The 16041-nt window shown below is 70.6% G+C and carries 15 protein-coding genes; 5 read left to right on the forward strand and 10 right to left on the reverse strand.

Features of this window, described 5'->3' with window-relative positions; genetic code table 11:
* Window positions 1-24: 24 nt before the first annotated feature.
* The 4 genes from PLC66_RS07345 to PLC66_RS07360 form a co-directional block, all read right to left on the reverse strand.
* On the reverse strand, window positions 25-657 hold the full coding sequence (locus tag PLC66_RS07345) for a TorD/DmsD family molecular chaperone (RefSeq protein WP_324538900.1): 633 nt from the start codon (window positions 655-657) through the stop codon (window positions 25-27).
* The gene (locus PLC66_RS07350) at window positions 654-2822 is read right to left on the reverse strand and encodes a 4Fe-4S binding protein (RefSeq protein WP_324538902.1); all 2169 of its coding nucleotides are present in this window, start codon (window positions 2820-2822) and stop codon (window positions 654-656) included. The genes PLC66_RS07345 and PLC66_RS07350 overlap by 4 nt, the downstream gene beginning before the upstream one ends.
* 101 nt (window positions 2823-2923) lie before the next feature.
* Window positions 2924-3592, reverse strand: a complete 669-nt coding sequence (locus PLC66_RS07355) for a DUF3306 domain-containing protein (RefSeq protein WP_324538904.1) — start codon at window positions 3590-3592, stop codon at window positions 2924-2926.
* Window positions 3589-4056 carry a DUF3305 domain-containing protein gene (locus PLC66_RS07360; RefSeq protein ID WP_324538905.1) on the reverse strand — a complete coding sequence of 156 codons (468 nt, stop codon included), beginning with the start codon at window positions 4054-4056 and terminating at the stop codon, window positions 3589-3591. The genes PLC66_RS07355 and PLC66_RS07360 overlap by 4 nt, the downstream gene beginning before the upstream one ends.
* Before the next feature lie 229 nt (window positions 4057-4285).
* Here PLC66_RS07360 and PLC66_RS07365 point away from each other — a divergent pair, with 229 nt between their 5' ends.
* The 3 genes from PLC66_RS07365 (at window position 4286) to PLC66_RS07375 (ending at window position 6759) form a co-directional block, all read left to right on the forward strand.
* Window positions 4286-5119: a formate dehydrogenase accessory sulfurtransferase FdhD gene (locus tag PLC66_RS07365; RefSeq protein ID WP_324538987.1), complete on the forward strand. Its 834-nt coding sequence runs from the start codon at window positions 4286-4288 to the stop codon at window positions 5117-5119.
* 70 nt (window positions 5120-5189) lie between these two features.
* Complete coding sequence (mobA, locus tag PLC66_RS07370; RefSeq protein WP_324538907.1) at window positions 5190-5822, forward strand: molybdenum cofactor guanylyltransferase MobA; 633 nt, start codon at window positions 5190-5192, stop codon at window positions 5820-5822.
* Entirely contained in the window at window positions 5815-6759 is a 945-nt protein-coding gene (locus PLC66_RS07375; protein ID WP_324538909.1) for a substrate-binding domain-containing protein, read from the forward strand. The genes mobA and PLC66_RS07375 overlap by 8 nt, the downstream gene beginning before the upstream one ends.
* Before the next feature lie 36 nt (window positions 6760-6795).
* Here the strand turns inward: PLC66_RS07375 and PLC66_RS07380 are convergent, their stop codons facing one another.
* The 6 genes from PLC66_RS07380 to PLC66_RS07405 form a co-directional block, all read right to left on the reverse strand.
* Window positions 6796-8124 (reverse strand): NAD(P)/FAD-dependent oxidoreductase, encoded by a 1329-nt coding sequence (locus PLC66_RS07380; protein WP_324538911.1) that lies wholly within the window; start codon window positions 8122-8124, stop codon window positions 6796-6798.
* A 115-nt stretch (window positions 8125-8239) separates the two neighbouring features.
* On the reverse strand, window positions 8240-8731 hold the full coding sequence (gene mobB / locus PLC66_RS07385; RefSeq protein WP_324538913.1) for a molybdopterin-guanine dinucleotide biosynthesis protein B: 492 nt from the start codon (window positions 8729-8731) through the stop codon (window positions 8240-8242).
* Window positions 8728-10845: a sensor histidine kinase gene (locus PLC66_RS07390; RefSeq protein ID WP_324538915.1), complete on the reverse strand. Its 2118-nt coding sequence runs from the start codon at window positions 10843-10845 to the stop codon at window positions 8728-8730. The genes mobB and PLC66_RS07390 overlap by 4 nt, the downstream gene beginning before the upstream one ends.
* 31 nt (window positions 10846-10876) lie before the next feature.
* The gene (locus PLC66_RS07395; protein ID WP_324538917.1) at window positions 10877-12328 is read right to left on the reverse strand and encodes a sigma-54-dependent transcriptional regulator; all 1452 of its coding nucleotides are present in this window, start codon (window positions 12326-12328) and stop codon (window positions 10877-10879) included.
* A 59-nt stretch (window positions 12329-12387) separates the two neighbouring features.
* Window positions 12388-12798, reverse strand: coding sequence for a CopD family protein (locus PLC66_RS07400; protein ID WP_324538919.1), 411 nt, complete (start codon window positions 12796-12798; stop codon window positions 12388-12390).
* 77 nt (window positions 12799-12875) lie between these two features.
* Window positions 12876-13763, reverse strand: a complete 888-nt coding sequence (locus PLC66_RS07405; protein ID WP_324538921.1) for an SDR family oxidoreductase — start codon at window positions 13761-13763, stop codon at window positions 12876-12878.
* 21 nt (window positions 13764-13784) lie between these two features.
* Between PLC66_RS07405 and PLC66_RS07410 the strand changes: the two genes are divergently transcribed.
* Both PLC66_RS07410 and PLC66_RS07415 read left to right on the forward strand, forming a co-directional pair.
* Window positions 13785-14807, forward strand: a complete 1023-nt coding sequence (locus PLC66_RS07410) for a CDP-6-deoxy-delta-3,4-glucoseen reductase (RefSeq protein ID WP_324538923.1) — start codon at window positions 13785-13787, stop codon at window positions 14805-14807.
* Between the two features lie 20 nt (window positions 14808-14827).
* Complete coding sequence (locus tag PLC66_RS07415; protein ID WP_324538925.1) at window positions 14828-15964, forward strand: EAL and HDOD domain-containing protein; 1137 nt, start codon at window positions 14828-14830, stop codon at window positions 15962-15964.
* The last annotated feature ends 77 nt before the right edge of the window (window positions 15965-16041 follow it).

A 16041-nucleotide genomic window follows, 5' to 3' on the forward strand; every position in this document is an offset into this window, starting at 1 on the left:
GCAACAAAGAATCGGCGCCGCCCCTCAGGCGGACGCCTCGAGCATGTCGAACGCCTCGCGCTCGATGTCCATGAAGGCCCGCAGCAAGGCGCCGACCTTCGCGTAGAAATCGGCCCCCGGCGCCTGCGCCAGGGCCTGCGCCAGATGCGCGTACCAGGGCGCGATGTGGCGCTCGAAGAAGGCACGCTGGCGCTGCAATCCGGCCGCATCCGGCGCGGTCAGCACCAGGTGCCGCATGACTTCGGCGAGCGCGGCGATGTGGTCCTCGGTTTCCGTCACCCCTGTGCGGCGTCCCAGCCCCAGCTCGGCGAGGTCGGCGCGCAGCTCGGCGAGCGGCTCCTCCTGCAGGAAGCCGGTCAGGTACCAGGAGCCGTTGCTGATCACCGCCGGCTTGCCGACGCTGATGAAGAGCGCATCGAACTCGTCGCACGCGGCCTGCAGCGATATCCCGGCCGCCGCCGCGCCGAGCGCCGCCCAGGCCTGCGGGAGCGCACCGTCCTCGCCGCCGAGCAGGCGTCCCGACTGAGCGAGGGCCCCCAGCAGGGCGGCATCGGGCGCGGCATGCAGCAGCCGCGCGAGCAAGGCGTAGTGCTCGGCGCGGGCGCGATCCTCGTCGGACCAGCTGGGTTGGGACTGAATGGGGATGGCGGCAGTCATTCGGACAGGTCCCAGGCTTTCACGGCCGAATGCGAGCTCGACTCGGCCTTCATCATGTCGATCACACGGCAGTCGGCGCACATCCGCAGGCGCGCGCGCGCGGCCTCGGTGGCGAACATGGAATGGCCGGACAGGCGGGCGATCATCGATTCGATCAGCGGCGCGGCGCCCATCGCCTTGCCGCAGGCTGTGCAGTGGAACAGGTCGGCCTCGCGCAGCGCGCGGGCGCGACGCGCCTCCTCACCCAGCAGCAGGCGGGGCTCGAGGGCCAGCGCGGATTCGGGACAGGAGGCGACGCACAGGCCGCACTGCAGGCAGTTGCGCTCGATGAAGTCGAGCCGGTAGCTGTCGGTCGCGGCGCGCAAGGCCCCCGCAGGACAGGCGCCGGTACAGGCCATGCACAGTGTGCAGGCGTCGGATGCCCTGACCTGGCCGAAAGGCGCGCCGGCTCCGAGCGCGATCGCCGCCGGCAGGCCGGCCGCCGTCGCGGCCGCCGGTGCCTGCTCGAGCAGGTGACGCAGGGCGAAGTCGAGCGTCTCGCGCTTGTTCGGCAACAGGCGGAAGCGCGCCGGCGCCGCGACGCCGGTGCCAGGTGCCCACGACCACAGCGCCGTCTCCAGCGCCTGCCAGTCGTCGGCATCGGCCTCGATGATGCGCAGATGCTCGCCGGCATAGCCGAGGGCGGACAGGACGGTCTGGCCATGGCGGGCCTGGGCCTTGAGCGGCGCGGCATCATGGCTGCCGGCGGCAAGCACCGCCACCTGACAGGCGCCCAGCGCCAGGCTGCCGAGCATCAGCTCGAGCCCGACCGCGTCCGCGCTCCACAGCTCGACCGGGATCACCCGCGCCGGCAGCCCGCGGCCGCGGCGGGCGAGGCGGCCGATCGCCGCCGTGCCGGCCTCGGCAGAGTGGAATAGCACGCAGGCGTCCCTGCCGCCAGCCTCTGCGTAGCGGGCAAGCAGGGTCTTAACGCGCTGGCCGAGGTCGGTCACGCGCGGATACTGGAAGCCGAGCGCGCCGGACGGACACACCGTGCTGCAGGTGCCACAGCCCTTGCACAGGTAAGGATCGACCGCGATCACGTCGCCGCTGGAGCGGATCGCTTCGGTCGCGCAGACCTCGATGCAGTTGCTGCAGCCGGTCTTTTGCGCGCGGCTGTGCGCGCACAGGCCGGCATCGAAAGCGACATAGCGCGGCTTCTCGAATTCGCCGACGAACTCACCGAGCGCCTGCACCGCCAGCGCCTGCTCGAAGGGGTCGCGCCCCGGGGCGGCATAGCCGTCGGGTAGCTCGACGCGCTTCATCAGCGGGTCGGCCGACAGGTCCAGCACGAGGTCAAAGCGCTCGCTGCGGGTGGTCTCCTGGCGCGCGAATTCGATCGCGCCAATTTCGCCACACGCAGTGACGCAGGCGCGGTGGCTGCGACAGGCGTCGAGATCGACCTGCAGATCGACGCCGATCGCCCCCTCGGGACAGGCCTTGACGCAGGCATTGCAGCGCACGCACAGCTCGAGGTCGATCGGGTTGTGCTGCGCCCAGGCCAGCTCGAAGGCACCCAGGTGGCCACTGAGCTGCAGCGGCCGGCCGGACCACACCGGGTAGGCGTTGCGCGCGGGCAGCTCCACCTCCGCGCTGCGCCGGGTAATCAGCACTGCCGGGTCGAAGCTGCCGGCGAGGCGCTCGGCCCAGCCCAGCGCGACGCCCGCCTCGCCGATGATCAGCAGGCTGCGGCCGGCCTTCATCGGCACGGCGGGCACCGGGTCGGGCTCCGGCAGCGTGGTCGCGGCCGCGATCAGCGCGGCGAGCTTGGGCGTGACCCCCGCTGGCCGCTTGCCCGTGGGCGCGTTTGCCGTGGCCGGCACGGCATCCGCCGACCAGCCGGCGTTCTCGCGCAGGTTGAAGAAGTGAATGCGCTCGGCCGCCGGACGGGCACCGGCAGGCGTATCGGTGGCGTCGGCAAGCTCGGCGAACAGCGCCGTCTCCTGCGTGCAGGCGACGAAGACTTCGCGTCCGGCGGCGAGGTCGTCACCGATCAGCGGCAACTCGCCGGCACACAGGGCGTGATGACAAGCGACGACGGCGCCGGCAGCGGCAAGCTGTTCGGCGTCGAGCGTGAAACTGCGATTGCAATCGCACAGGCGGATCTGCTTTTGCGAGTCGGGCATCGATGCATCCAATGGAGTTGCCGTTCAAAAGCATTCATCGGACCAGAACATGGAGAGCCAGACACCGCCGATCCGACCAAAAGAACCGAGTAACCACCCCCTCAACGGGCACATCGAGACAAATTGTCCAGGCCGTCCCGTTTTGTACCGCTATCCGGCTCACCCGCCCTGTCGGCGGGCGAGCGCGCCGGGGGCGTATCGGCAGACTTCCCGCCTGCCAGCGGGGTCGCCGCTGCCGGCTCCCCGGCCTCGCGCGCCGGCACCGGCGCAGCCGCCTCGCGCAGCTCGGGGGCGTCCTGCTCCGTAATACTGTCCTGATCCGTATGCCTGTCCTGATCCGTATGTGCGCCGGCGTCGTCGAGCCACTCGCGCGCGTGCTTGAGCTTTTCCATCAGCGCGGGCGGGATCGGGTCGGCAAGGTTGTAGTCGTCGATGTAGACGTCGAGGCCGTCCATGCGGTTGAAGTGCGGATCGGCAAAAAGCTTCTGCAGTGCCCGGCGACGCAAGGCCTCGCTGACCTCCTCCTTCAGGAAGGCGCTGAAGTCCGACGCCAAGCTCAGCGTTTCCACCGGCGGCAAGGCGGCCTCGGCGGCGGCCTTCGCCGCGGGCGATGCGGGATGCGCGCCGACCTCGCCCGCGGGCAGAGTGCCGGCCGAGTCCGCGGCGGCCGTCGGCTCGGGCCCGGCCGCCGCCGGGGTCGGCGCAGACGCGGCGGCAAGGCCGGCTGCCAGCTTGCGCCGCGACCAGCGGGCGAGAAAGCCGCCACTCATTGCCGCCTCCGGTCCTGGGCGAGCGGATCGTTGCGTCGCACCTTCTTGCGTGGCGCGGGCTTGTAGTGGGTATTGACGAAATCGCCCACCCAGTCCGCGATCTCGCGTGACATCGGCACCCCGTCGACCTGTTCGCCCGAATCCAGCCAGCGCGCCGCCTCGCCGTAGCTCGCCGACACCGCCGCCGGCAGCGCCAGCTCGCCTTCCTTGCGCCACATCACGAACACCTTGGGGATCGGCGAGCTCATGTTGAGGAAGTAGTTGTCGGCCTCATCGCGGAACAGCGCGATCGCGAAGCCCCCCACCCGCCACTGGCGGCGGTCCGGCTCGCTGACGATCTCGACCGGCGCCGGGTCGACGGCATCGAAGGCAGGCACCACGCCGACGGCCTCCCAGGCCACGTCCACCCAGGGGTTGTTCAAGCGGCGGCGCTCCATGATCACCGCGATCGGAAACTCGTTCATTGCCTTGCCCCTGAATTGTCGTGAAGCGAATGCGGTCTACAGCATACGTCGCCCATCCCGCGGCGGCGAAGGCGAAAACCGTGCCGCCGCACGCCGGCGCGGTGAGTGTGTCGCGAGTTCGTGGCCAAGGCGTGGCACAGGCATGGCGCGCCGCCACCCACCCGACGGCCGGCTTGCCGCTACAATCCCCGCTCCGAGCGCCCTCATGCATCCGAACATCGAGCCCACCATGAACGCCCCGCCGTCCCGCCGCCCCCTGCTGAGCCAGGCCAGCCGTCCGCTCACGGTCGAGATTCCCGCGCTCAACGAGCATGGCGACACCGTGCCGACCTCGATCGCCGGCGAGCATCCGCTCACCCTCTACGTCGACAAGCGCGAGATCGTCACCCTGATGACGCTCGGCGCCGCACCCGAGGCGCTGACCATCGGCTGGTTGCGCAACCAGCGGCTGGTCAGGAGCCTGGACGAGATCGCCGCCGTGCAGGTGGACTGGGACGTCGATGCGGTGTCCGTCACCACCCGCGGCGGCCTGCGCGACGCCGACCAGAAGCTCGGCAGCCGCACCGTGACCACCGGCTGCGGTCAGGGCACCGTGTTCGGCGGGCTGATGGACGAGATCGACGAGATCCGCCTGTCCCATGAGCGCTCGCTCAAGCAATCGACGCTGTACGCATTGATGGACGCGGTGCGCCAGCACGAATCGATCTACAAGCAGGCCGGCGCGGTGCACGGCTGCGCGCTGGCGCAGGCCACGCCCGGCGGCTGCGAGATCCTGATGTTCGTCGAGGATGTCGGCCGCCACAATGCGGTGGACGCCATCGCCGGGCAGATGTGGCTCGATGGGCTGGAGGGCGCCGACAAGATCTTCTACACCACCGGCCGCCTGACCTCGGAGATGGTGATCAAGACCGCGCAGATGGGCATCCCCTTCCTGGTGTCGCGCTCCGGCCTCACCCACATGGGCTGGCAGATCGCGCAGCGGATCGGCCTCACCATGGTCGGGCGCGCCCAGGGCAAGCACTACCTGCTGTTTTCCGGCGCCGAGCGCTTCGAGCGCGACTGAACCGAGCCAGAGCCCCATCCGCCCGCCAATCGCCCCCCAACCGAGCCGCCACCGATCCGAGCCGATACGCATGCACGACATCCCCGCCCCCTCCTTCCGCCCTGCCGGGCAAGGCATCACCGGTGTGCTGCTCGCCGGTGGCCAGGGCAGCCGCATGGGGGGCGTCGACAAGGGCCTGGTCGAGCTCGCCGGTCGGCCGATGGCCGCGCATGCGCTCGAGCGCCTCGCCCCCCAGGTCGATGAGCTGATCATCAACGCCAACCAGAACCTGGCGGCCTGGCAGGGCTTCGGCTACCCGGTGTTCGGCGACGACATCGGCGGCTTCGCCGGCCCCCTCGCCGGCCTGCATGCCGCACTGACGCGCGCCCGGCACCCGCTGGTCGCCACCGCCCCCTGCGATTCGCCCTTCCTGCCGACCGACCTGGTCGCGCGCCTCGCCGCCGCGCTGCACGCGGCCGACGCCCAGCTCGCGGTGGCGAAGACCTTCGACCAGCCCCACCCGGTGTTCTGCCTGTGCCGGCGCGAGCTCGCCGACCACCTCGGCGCCTTCCTCGCCGGCGGCGGGCGCAAGATCGACCGCTGGTACGGCAGCCTGAAGGTGGTGGAGGTGAGCTTCGACGACGAGGAGGCGGCCTTCCGCAACATCAACACCCGCGACGAACTGGCCGACGCCGCCAAGGATCTGCCCGCACGCCATGGCTGAAGCCCGCAGCACCGGCACGCCGGCGGCGCCCTGCGGGCAGGCGGCGGACACTGCGCCCGCCGCCTGCCTGACGGCGCGCGAGGCGGCGGCCTTCCTGCAGCTCAATGAGAAAAAGCTCTACGAGCTCGCCAAGCGCCGCGACATTCCCGCCGCGCGCATCGGCGGCAAGTGGCTGTTTCCGCGCGCCCTGCTCGAGGACTGGCTGCTCGAGCAGGCCCATGGCGGTGCCCTCACCGACCGCCTGCTGATTACCGGCAGCGACGACCCCTTGCTGGCGGCCACCACCGCCGCGCTCGCCCAGGGGCTGGGCGCCGAAGGCCTGGTGGCCTACAGCCCCACCGGCACCCTCACCGGCCTCGAGCTGCTCGCCCGCCGCCGCGCCAACGCCTGCGCCCTGCACTGGGGTGGCGTCGAGCACAGCGCGCAACAGCACGCCTTGCTGCTGCGCCGCTTCGGCGCCAGCCGGCAGTGGGCGCTGGTGCGCCTGGCCCTGCGCGAACAGGGCGTGATCCTGCGTCGCGGCCTGGCGGTGGACGGCCTCGAGACGCTCGCCGCCTTCGACTATCGCTGGGCGATGCGCCAGGCGGGGGCGGGCTCGCGTCATTTCCTGGAATCGGCCCTCGCCAGCCGCGGCTTTGCCGCCACCGACTGCAGTGTCGTCGCCGAGGCGTACAGCGAGCGCGAGGCGGCCGCCCTGGTCGCGCGCGAGGACGCCGACTGCGCCCCGGGCACCCGAGCGGCGGCGGCGGAGTTCGGCCTCGGCTTCCTGCCCCTGGGCTGGGAGGCCTTCGACCTCGCGCTGCCGCGCGAGATCCTGTTCCGCCGCCTGTTCCAGGACCTGCTCGCCGCCCATGGCGATGCGCGCTCGCAGACGCTGGCACGTCGCCTCGGTGGCTACGACCTGTCCCCCCTCGGCCGCGTGCTGGGCCTGGATTGAGCGGCCGCGATCGCGGCCTGCGCGGCCCTTGCGGTATCAGTGCAGCTTGACGTGGGGCTCGGTACGGCGCGTGATCATGCGCGCCAGGGTGTCGAGGGTCACCTTGACCCAGCCGTGCAGCGCGAGCTCGTGCATCTTGTACAGCGAGGTGTACATCATGCGTGCGAACCAGCCCTCGATGAACAGGTCGCCCTTGGTGAGCCCGCCCATCATGTTGCCGACCGTGCTGAACTCGCCCAGCGACACCAGCGAGCCGAAATCGCGATAGCGGTAGTCCTGCACCGGCTTGCCGGCGATGCGGCGCTGCAGCTGCTTGTACAGGTGAGAGGCCTGCTGGTGCGCGGCCTGCGCCCGCGGCGGCACGAAGCCGTTCTTTTCCGGCCACGGGCAGGCGGCGCAGTCGCCCAGCGCGAAGATGTCGTCGTCGGCCGTGGTCTGCAGCGTCTGCCGCACCACGAGCTGGTTGATGCGGTTGGTTTCCAGCCCGTCGAGCCGGGTCAGGAATTCCGCCCCCTTCACCCCGGCCGCCCACACCACCAGCTCCGCGGGCAGGATGCGGCCGTCGGCCAGGCGCACGCCGTCGGCGAGCACCTCGGCGACCTTGGCTCCGGTGTGCACTTCCACGCCGAGCTTGCGCAGCAGGCGCTCGGTCGAGTTCGACAAGCGCTCGGGCAGCGCCGGCAGCACGCGCGGCGCAGCCTCGATGAGGGCGAGCCGGATGTCCTTGTCGGCATCGACGCGGTCCAGCCCGTAGGCCACCACTTCGCGCGTGGTGTGGTGCAGCTCGGCGGCGAGCTCGACGCCGGTCGCGCCGGCGCCGATGATCGCCACGTGCAGCTGCTCCGGCCGCAGCGGCGTGGGCTGGGCATGGGCGCGCACGCAGGCATTGACCATGCGCATGTGGAAGCGGCGCGCATCGGCCACCGTCTCGAGCTTGAGCGCATGCTCGCGCACGCCCGGGGTGCCGAAGTCGTTGCTCTGGCTGCCGACCGCGATCACCAGCGTGTCGTAAGGGAAGGAGCGCGCCGGCGTGACCTCCTTGCCGTCCTCATCGACGAAGGGCGCGACGTGCACCTCGCGCGCGCGGCGGTCGAGCCCGGTCATCTGCCCGATGCGGAAGCGGAAGCCATGCCAGTGCGCCTGGGCCAGGTAGGCGACCTCGTGATCGCCGATGTCCATGCTGCCGGCGGCGATTTCGTGCAGCTTGGGCTTCCAGATGTGGGTGCGCTTGCTGTCGATGAGCGTGACTTCGGCCTTGCCGCGTCGGCCGAACTTGCGGCCGAGCCGAGTGGCCAGCTCGAGGCCGCCGGCGCCGCCGCCAACGATGACGATCCGGTGCGGCTTTGCATCCATGGGCGTATTCATCGATCGCTCTCTTAGCGAGATTATTAAGAAATATCGAGAATATTAGCAGAGCCTGCGCTTCATCCACGCTTCCGGTCGCATGAATGCAACAAAGTGCCCGGAAGGCGCGCCCCGCCTACAGATGGAGATGGGCGACGATGAAGTCGGCCACCTGCACCGGGTCATTGATGTCGAGCTGCGGCAGTCGGGTGGGCAGCGCGCGGTCGGTGGCAATGGCGACGATATGCGGGTCGTCCGGATGCAGCAGCGGCTCGCCGACTACCGCGCGGTGCACCTCGATCTTGGGAATCGGCGCACGCTTGAAGCCCTCGACCAGCACCAGGTCGCAAGGCCCGAGGTGCGCGAGCAACTCGTCCAGCGTGGCCTCGGCAGCGCCGCGCAGTTCGCGCGTCAGCGACCAGCGCTGGCCCGAGCTGACCAGGACCTCGCTGCAGCCGGCCTGGCGATGGCGCCACGAGTCCTTGCCGGCGTGGTCGATGTCGAAACTGTGGTGCGCATGCTTGACCAGCGACACCACCAGCCCGCGCGCGCTCAGCACGCCGATCACCTGCTCGACGAGGGTGGTCTTGCCGCTGCCGGACCAGCCGGCGAACCCGATCAGTTTCATCTTGCTGCGCTTTCCAGTGGATTGAGAGGGTCGTCGGCGCGGCCGCCCGCAGGCGCCGGCGAGGCTTCATTACGATACTCGGGCTCGGCGAGCAGGCTGACAGTGAACGTACTGCCCTGCCCGGGCGTGCTGTCGACCTTGATTCGCCCTCCATAGCGCTCGACCAGGGTGTGGCTGATCGACAGCCCCAGCCCGGTACCCTGGCGCTTCTTGGTGGTGAAGAAGGGATCGAAGATGCGCGCCATGTCCTCGGCGGCGATGCCGCGGCCGCTGTCGCGCACGACGATGTCGACGCCCGCCGCCTCGGCGCGCGGGTCGCGATCCCGGGTCTCCAGCGTCAGCGTGCCGCCCTCGGGCATGGCCTGCACCGCATTGACGATGAGGTTGATCAGCACCTGCTGCAGCTCCTGCGGGTTGATCAGCACCCGGCCGCGCGCGCCCAGCTGCTGCACCAGGCGCACCTCGCGCCGTGACAGGTGCTGGCGCGTCAGCACCAGGCAGTCGGCCAGCGCGGCGTTCGCATCCACTGTCTCGACGTAGCCGGCGAACTCGCCCGGGCGCGCGAACTGCAGCAGCTTGGTCACGATCAGGCGGATGCGGTTGACCTGCTCGTGGATCAGCCGGATCTCGTTGGCGACCGGCTGCGCCGCGGCACCGAGCTCGTCGCGCAGCAGGTCGAGGTTGCCCTGGATCACCGCAGTCGGGTTGCTGATCTCGTGCGCCACGCCGGCGGTGAGTTCGCCGATGGCGGCCAGCTTCTCGCTCATCACCAGACGGTGCTGGGCGGCATGCAGCTCCTCGTTGGCCGCCGCGAGGTCGGCCGTGCGCTCGGCCACCTTGCGGTCGAGCGAGGCGTTGAGCGCCTGCAGCTCGGCGCGCTGCGCCGCCTGGGCGTCGAGCAGGTGGTCGAACTCCGCGGCCAGGCGGCCGAGTTCGTCACGGCTGCCGACCCGCCCGACCCGGGCCTGGGCGTCGCCGCCTTCGAGGGCTTCGATGGTGGCATGCATGCGCTCGATGGGGCGGAAGATGCCGCGCGCCCAGTGCAGGGTCAGCAGGGCGCCGGCGATGCTGATCAACAGCGACACGGCGCCGACGACGACGAAGGCGTTGCGCTTGGCGGCACGAAACGGCGCCTCGAGGAAGCCGACATAGAGCATGCCGACGCGTTCGCCACGGCTGTCGAGCACCGGCTCATAGCCCGACACGTACCAGTCGTTGACGACGAAGGCGGTCTCCAGCCAGGTCCGCCCGGCGCCGAGCACATGCGCGCGCACCTCGGCCGAGGCCCGCGTGCCGAGCGCCCGCGCGCCTTCGAACAGGCGCACATTGGTGGCGATGCGGGCGTCGTCGAGAAAGAGCGTGGCGGTGCCGACACTGCCCTCGGGCAACGCGCCGTCGCGATAGACGATGGCGTTGATGGTGTCGACGAAGTCGAGGTTGCCGTTGAGCAGCATACCGCCCTCGAGCACGCCGACCACATTGCCGCGCGCATCGAACACCGGCACCGCGGCGTGGATGACCAGGCCGCGCGCCTCCTCGCGGCGGGGGTCGGGCAGTGCGCGCTCGGTCGCGACCAGGGGCAGGCGCGCGCGTTCGACCAGCGCCGGCGACAGCGCCTGCAATTCGGCCGGCCCGAAGCGCTCGATCGCACTGCCACCGCCGGCGCGCAGCGCGCGATCGACCATGGGCCAGTCGCCGCGTGCGCTGCCCGCGGCGACGCCGGTGGACGACTGCAGCACACGCCCTTCGACATCGAGCAGGTTCAGGAAATCGAGGCCCAGCTGCGCCTGGCGCGCCGCCAGCAACGCGGCCACGGCCTCACTCTCGGTCGCCGCCGCCGCGGCAGGTGCGGTCTCGCGCGCCAGCGCGAGCGCCTGCGAACCCGCCAGGCCGCGCACGCCGCTGCCCACGCCGTCGATCACCCGCTCCAGATAGCCGTGCGCCGTCGCCAGGTCGCTGCCCACTCGCGACGACATCAAGCGCTGGTAGTAGCTCTCGCCCCACCAGCCCAGCAGCCCCATGATGATGGGAAAACCGAGCATCAGCGGCGCCAGCACCAGGGCCAGCAGCTTGGCGCGCACCGACGCGCGCAGGCGCTCGACAAGCCGCCTCATGCCCGATCTGCGGCTGGCTCACGCAGGCCGTTCATGCGCGCCGCTCCATGCCCTGCATCCGCGCACGCCGCCCTTCGCCGTCTTCGTGGCGGACCGCCTCGGACCATTCGGCGAACTTGCGCTCCAGGGTCTTGCGCGACACGCCGAGACGGCGGGCCGCCTCGCTCTTGTTGCCCGCACAGGCGTCGGTGACACGCTCGATATGGCGGCGCTCGACCTCGGCGAGGGTGAGCTCGAGTTCGCCGGCGGGCGGGGGCAGGCTCGCGACCGGGGTGGCGAAGGCCTCGGTCGCGAAGCTGCCGAGGATCATCGAGCGTTCGACGAAGTTGCGCAGCTCGCGCACGTTGCCCGGCCAGGGATAGGCCTGCAGCCGGGTCACCACCTCGTGCGACAGCGGCAAGGGCGCGACCCCGAGCTGGACCGCCAGGTGCTGCATGAAGTGCCGCATCAGGTCGGGGATGTCCTCGGCACGCCCGCGCAGCGGCGGCATCGCGATGTCCACCACGGCGAGGCGGTAGTAGAGGTCCTGGCGGAAGCGTCCGGCCTGCACCTCGGCGGCGAGGTCCCGGTTGGATGCGGCAATGATCCGCACATCGACCGGCAGCTCGCGCTCGGAGCCCACCGGGCGCACCTTGCGCTCTTCGAGCACGCGCAGCAGCCGCGTCTGCATCGCCAGCGGCAGCTCGCTGATCTCGTCGAGGAACAGCGTGCCGCCGTGGGCGTAATAGAACAGGCCGTTGCGGCTCTCGCTGGCGCCGGTGAAGGCGCCCTTGACGTGGCCGAAGAGCTCGCTTTCGATCAGCTCGGAGGCGATCGCCGCGCAGTTGACCGGCACGAAGGGTCGCTGCGCGCGCGGGCTGGTGTGATGCAGCGCACGCGCGACGACCTCCTTGCCGGTGCCCGACTCGCCCAGCAGCAGCACCGTGCTGGGCATCTGCCCGACGCGGCGGATGAGGCCGCGCAGCTGCTCGATCGCCGGCGAATGGCCGACCAGGCCGATCGGGTCGGCCGCCAGCCCGGCCAGCTCGCGCTTGAGCACGAAGTTCTCGCGCGCCAGCCGCGCACGCTCGAAGCAGCGCTTGATCGAGTTGAGAATCTGGTCGACACGGAAAGGCTTGAGGATGAAGTCGGAGGCGCCGCCGCGCAGCGCATCGATCGCGGTCTCCATGTCGGCGAAGGCGGTGACCAGGATCACGTCGCCGGTGTAGCCATGCTCGCGCAGCTCGTGCAGCCACTCGATGCCCGACTTGCCCGGCAGCGCGATGTCCAGGATCAGCAGGTCGAAGTGCAGCCGCGCCATCAGCGCCGCCGCATGCTCGGCATCGGCCACAGCCTGCACCATGCCGCAGCGGCGGGCGAGCGTGCGCTCGAGGAAGTGGCGCATGCCTTCCTCGTCATCGACCACCAGCACCGAATGCGCCTGCCAGTTGTATTCGGCCAGATCGACCGGCTTGTCCAGCGTCACTGCCGTCTCGTGCAGCATTTTCTCTCCCTTGGCTTGCGCCCCTGTCTCACACGCCGCCGCTCACCCGCGCCCCGTGCTCAGAAGGGCTTCAGGACCACGAGGAAGACGACGACGAACAGCACCAGCACCGGGACCTCGTTGAACACCCGGTACCACACGTGCGACTTCGTGTTGCGCCCCGCGGCGAAGTCGCGCATCAGCCGGCCGCAATACAGGTGATAGGCGACCAGCCCGATCACCAGCAGCGTCTTCACATGCAGCCAGCCGCCGGCAAAGCCGTAGCCGAGCCACAGCCACAGCCCCAGGCCGATGGCGAGGACGGCGAGCGGCGTCATGAAGCGGTACAGCTTCGCCTCCATCAGCGCGAGCCGCTCGCGGGTGGCCGCGTCCTCGACCATGGCGTGATTGACGAACAGGCGCGGCAGGTAGAACAGGCCGGCGAACCAGCTCACGACGAAGATGATGTGCAGGGCTTTCAGGGTCAGCATGTCGACGATGGATTTCCAGGATGCGTCAAGGATGAGGCCGGCCCGCGCCGGCGATCAGGGCGCCGCGATCGCGGCCCTCATGCGCCGGCCGGCGCCGCGCCGCGCGCGGCGGCGAGCCCGGCGGCGATCGTCGGATAGCGCAGCGGTACGCGCAGTTCCCGCTTCAGGCGTCGATTGTCGAGCCGGCGCGATTCGCTCATGAAGGACAGCGTCAGGGGCGACAGCTGCTCGGCAATCTGCGCGCGCGCGAGGCGCGGCGGGCGGGCGAGGCCGAAGGCGTCGGCGACCGCGTCGAAATAGTCGCCCATCTTCAGGTCCGAGTCATCGCTGGCGTTATACACGCGCCCGGCCGGCGCACGGAACAGGGCCAGACAGGCGAGGCGGGCGAGATCCTCGGCGTGGATGTGGTTGGTGTAGACGTCCTCGTCGGCTGCCAGCACCGGATCGCCGCGCCGCAGGCGCTCGAGCGGCAGGCGGTCGGCGGCGTAGATGCCGGGCGCGCGCAGGATGGCCACCCGCAGCTGGCGGCGGCGGCCGAAGGCGCGCAACTGGCGCTCGGCATCGATGCGCCGGCGCGCGCGCGCGGTCTGCGCCCGGCAGGGCCGCGTCTCATCCACCCAGGCCCCGCCGCAATCGCCGTAAACCCCTGTCGTGCTTATGTATACCACCCCCTGTGGTAGACTCCGGCGCGCTTCGAGCGCGGCCAGCAGCCGCTTCATGCGCGGATCGCCATCGCCCATTGCCGGGGGCGGGGCAAAATGCAGCACCGCATCGGCGATGCCAGCCAGCCGCTTCAGGCTGCGCGCGTCGTCGAGGTCGGCCAGCAGCGGGGTCGCGCCGGCTGCCCGCAGCATGGCGCAGCCTTCCGCACTGCGCACGAGGGCAAGGACGCGAAAGCGGCGGGTCAGCCAGGGCAGGGCGCGCTGGGCAACGTCACCGCTGCCGACGATCAGGATTCTTTTCATCGAGCAATTATCTCACGCACCATGAGCCACCGGATTTCACTGCAGCCCGGCGACCACCAGTTCGACGTCGCCGATGACCAGACCCTCCTCGAGGCCGCGCTCGCCGCCGGGCTGCTGTTGCCCCACAGCTGTCGCGACGGCGCCTGCGGCGCGTGCAAGGGCAAGGTGCTGGAAGGCCAGGTCGATTACGGCCGCCACGCCGATGGCGCGCTCACCGCGGCCGAGCGGGCCGAAGGCTATGCGCTGTTCTGCTGCGCCAGGCCGCTCACCGACCTCGTCGTGCAGGCGCGCAACGTCAGCCGCGCCGACGACATCCCGGTGAAGAGGCTGCCCAGCCGGGTGCAGAAGCTGCAGCGCCTGGCCGCGGACGTGATGCTGATCGACCTCAAGCTGCCGGCGAGCGAGAACTTCCAGTTCCGCGCCGGCCAGTACATCGACATCCTGCTCGCCGATGGCGCGCGGCGCAGCTTCTCGATCGCCAATGCGCCGCACGACGCCGGCCACCTCGAGCTCCACGTGCGCCGCATCGACGGCGGACGCTTCACCGGCCACGTGTTCGAGACCATGAAGGAGAAGGAGATCCTGCGCTTCGAAGGCCCGCTCGGCAGCTTCTGGCTGCGCGAGGACTCGTCGCGACCGATCGTCATGGTCGCCGGCGGTACCGGCTTCGCACCGATCAAGGGCCTCATCGAGCATGTGCTGCACGCCGGCCTGCAGCGCCCGATCACCCTGTACTGGGGCGCGCGCGAGCGCGCCGGGCTGTACCTCGACGCGCTCGCCCGCAGCTGGGAGGCGAGCCTGCCCGGCTTCCGCTACATCCCGGTGCTGTCCGACGAGAAGCCGGACAGCGCGTGGAGCGGTCGCCGCGGCCTGGTGCACCAGGCGGTGCTGGACGATTTTGCCGACCTCTCGAGCCACGAGGTCTATGCCTGCGGCGCGCCCGCCATGATCGACGCCGCGCGCGGCAGCTTCTGCAGCGAACGCGGCCTGGCCGCGGACGCCTTCTTCGCCGACGCCTTCACCTTCGCCCAGCCGGCGAACTGACCCCCACCCCGGAGCGCTCGATGAGCCAGACCACCCTGCTGACCCGCGAGCCGGTCGTCAACAAGAACCGCGCGATCACCGCCAACCGCATCATCGCCCATGGCCCCAGCATCGCCTCGGTGGTCGAGGCGCTGTCGGCCCAGGCCGAGGTCTGGCCCAGCCACCACCCGGTCTTCGTCAGCGTCGGCCGCCTGGTCCCCACCCCTGAGCTGATGAACTGGGCCGTGCCGGACAATGCTGCCATCGAGATCCCGGCACAGACGCTTGCCCACCCGCAGACGCAGGCCCTGATGGCGCGCCTGCAGGAAGCCGGCGTCGGCATGTGCCTGACCTGGTTCGCCCCCGGCACCGCCCTGCCCGCCGGCGTCGACTGGCGTTTCGTGCTGATGGACGGTCGCCGCAACCCGACGCCGGGCGGCGCGCCCGGGCTCAGCCTGGCCTGGGGCCTGAGCGACCTCGGCGCCTTCCGCCAGGCGGTGGGCGCGGGCTACGACGGCGCCTCGGGGTGGTTCTTCCTGCACGGCAATGCGCCGGCCAAGGCGCTCAGCCCCGGCCACGCGCAGATCGTGCGGCTCCTCAATCTGGTACGCAGCAACGGCGAGATCCGCGACATCGAGGCGGTGCTCAAGCAGGACGTGGCGCTGTCCTACAAGCTGCTGCGCTACATCAACTCCGCCGGTTTCGGGCTGATGTGCGAGATCCAGTCCTTCCGCCACGCGGTCAGCATCCTCGGCTACGACGCCCTCAACAAATGGCTGTCGCTGCTGCTGGTGACCGCCAGTCGCGACCCCAGCGCACCGGCGATGATGCAGACCGCGATCGCACGCGGCCGCTTCATGGAAGAGGTGGGGGCCGGCTACTTCGATGCCGGCGAGCGCGACAACCTGTTCATCACCGGCGCCTTCTCGCTGCTGCACGTGCTGCTCGGCACCTCGATGCAGAGTCTGCTCGACGAGATGAACCTGCCCGCCAACGTCAGTGAGGCCCTGCTCTACGGCCAGGGCGAATTCGCCCCCTTCCTGCAGCTCGCCCAGGCCTGCGAGAGCTTCGATGGCAGCGGGCTGGCCAAGGCGGCGCAGGCCCTGCATCTGCCTTACGAACGCATCAACCGCGCCCAACTCGTCGGCCTGGGCTTCGCCGACAGCCTGCAGGCCTGAGGAGGCTCGGCGCCCGGCCGAAAAGCGGCCGGCGGCTGCCGACTGCGTCACGCCCGCAGACCGCGGGCGGGGCTAGA

Origin of the sequence: Thauera sp., assembly GCF_035444905.1 — a bacterium.
Classification (GTDB): domain Bacteria; phylum Pseudomonadota; class Gammaproteobacteria; order Burkholderiales; family Rhodocyclaceae; genus Thauera.